The sequence below is a fragment of the Kitasatospora sp. NPDC057512 genome (assembly GCF_042802135.1).
GTDB lineage: Bacteria > Actinomycetota > Actinomycetes > Streptomycetales > Streptomycetaceae > Kitasatospora.
The window spans coordinates 1-1836 of record NZ_JBHVET010001118.1 but is presented as its reverse complement, the minus strand read 5'-3'; the positions used below and the strand labels follow the sequence as shown (position 1 = coordinate 1836).

The 1836-nt window shown below is 76.6% G+C and carries 2 protein-coding genes; one reads left to right on the top strand and one right to left on the bottom strand.

Features of this window, described 5'->3' with window-relative positions; genetic code table 11:
* Positions 1-144 precede the first annotated feature (144 nt).
* Positions 145-1413: a sensor histidine kinase gene (locus ACFU6K_RS38180; RefSeq protein WP_380671140.1), complete on the top strand. Its 1269-nt coding sequence runs from the start codon at positions 145-147 to the stop codon at positions 1411-1413.
* Positions 1414-1422: 9 nt separating this feature from the next.
* On the opposite strand, the gene ACFU6K_RS38175 is transcribed toward ACFU6K_RS38180, so the two are convergent.
* Positions 1423-1836, bottom strand: a 414-nt coding sequence (locus ACFU6K_RS38175) for a zinc-binding dehydrogenase (protein ID WP_380671138.1), incomplete at its 5' end; no start/stop codon positions are given.

Here is a 1836-nt window from a genome sequence, read left to right as displayed (position 1 = left end):
GTCCGGGACCAGGACCGTGGTCCCGGTCCCGGACCCGCCTCAGGGGCCCCGTCGCGGCCGGTCGGCCGGTGCCAGAATGGGTCGATCACCACAGCCCGGCCGCGCCGCACCGGTCCGGCGGGCCACGAGCAGGGAGACGCACAGATGCGCCGGCGCCGACACCCCGAGCAGCCGATCTCCGGCGGGCCGCCGGCCTCCGACAGGCTGCCGGGCGCCGACAGGCCGAAGGGCGGCGACGCGGTGCCGTGGACGCGTGACGACGCGCTGGTCGCCGTCGCCGCGGCCGCCCTGGACCTGGTCGGCTACTCGCTCGGCAGCGTGAGTGGCGACGGTGGGCCCGGAGGCGGCGGTGCCACGGCGCTCGGCGTCGTCCTCATCGTGCTGCCGGCCCTGCCGCTGCTCTTCCGGCGCAGCCACCCGGTGTCGGCGCTCGCGGCCGTACTGGCCCTGGGCGCGGCGGAGAACCTCTCCGCACCGCCGTCGACCCACTTCGGCTTCGCCCTCTCGGTGGCCCTGTACTCGGTGGCCAGGGTCCGCACCGCCCCGGTGACGGCGCTGGTGTCCGGCGCGACGGCGGTGGTGACGCTGCTGAACCAGAGCCACGGGCGGCTCCCCACCGGGGCGAACGTCCTCTCCGCCGTCCTCGCGGTCGCGGTCGTGGTCGGCACGGCCGTCGTGGTCAACCGCTGGCAGCAGCAGGTGGCGGCCCACCGCAGGCTGCTCGCCGACCGTGCGGTGGCCGAGGAACGACGGCGCATCGCCCGGGAGTTGCACGACATCGTGGCCCACCACATCACCACCATGCAGCTGATGGCCGGCGGCGCCCGGGCCAACCTCGGGGGCGACACCGAGGTGGTCCGCGACGCCCTGGTCACCCTTGAGTCCTCCGGGCGGATGGCCCTGCGCGAGATGCGCCAGCTCCTCGACGTCCTGCGGGCCGACGAGGATCCCGAGACCGTGCCGAGCCCGCCCCAGCCCGGCGCCGACGACCTCGCCCACATCGTCGACGAGTCCCGGCTGGCCGGTCTGCCGACCGAGTTCGAGGTCAGCGGCCGACCGCTACCGCTGCCCCCGACGGTGGGCCTGACCGTCTTCCGGATCGTCCAGGAGTCCCTCACCAACACCCGCAAGCACGCCGGCCCGGCCAGCGCCCACGTCCGGCTGACGTACCGTCCGGACCGGGTCACCGTCGAGGTGCGCGACGACGGCGCGGGCACCGGGCCCGGCCCGGCCGGAGCGGCGGGCGGAGCCACCACCGGGGCGGCGGCCCGAACCGGGCACGGCCTGATCGGCATGCGCGAACGCGTCACCCTGCACGGCGGCACCCTGGAGACCGGCGGGCTCGCCACCGGCGGCTACCGGGTGGCCGCCAGCCTGCCGCTGACCCCGGGCGAGGCGGAGGGGCTGCGCTGATCCCGGCGCTCACTCCTCGCGGTGGACGTCCACCAGCACCTTGCCGACGGTCTCCCGCGCGGCCATCGCCCGGTGCGCCCCGGCCACCCCGGACAGCGGTACGGTCCGGTCGATCCGCGCCACCACCCGCTTCTCGGCGGCGAGCCGGAACAGGTGGTCGGCGACGCCCTCGAACAGCGCCCGGTCCGTCAGGACGTGCTTGAGCCAGAAGCCCTGGGCGCCCGCCGAGCGCTCGGTCAGCTCGCCCATCGTGAAGGCGTCCTCCACCCCGCCCCGCGCCCCGACCGACACCAGCCGCCCGAAGGGCGCCAGTCCGGCCAGGCCGGCGCGCAGCACCGGGCCGCCGACCGAGTCGAGGAACAGGTCCAGTCCGCCCGACTCCGCGAGCCGCCCGGCCAGGTCGGGGTCCGCCGGGTCCAGCAC

What these genes read in the sequence shown, in the direction of transcription:
- ACFU6K_RS38180 (WP_380671140.1), top strand. Translation starts at nt 145, where the DNA reads ATGCGCCGGCGCCGACACCCCGAGCAGCCGATCTCCGGCGGGCCGCCG.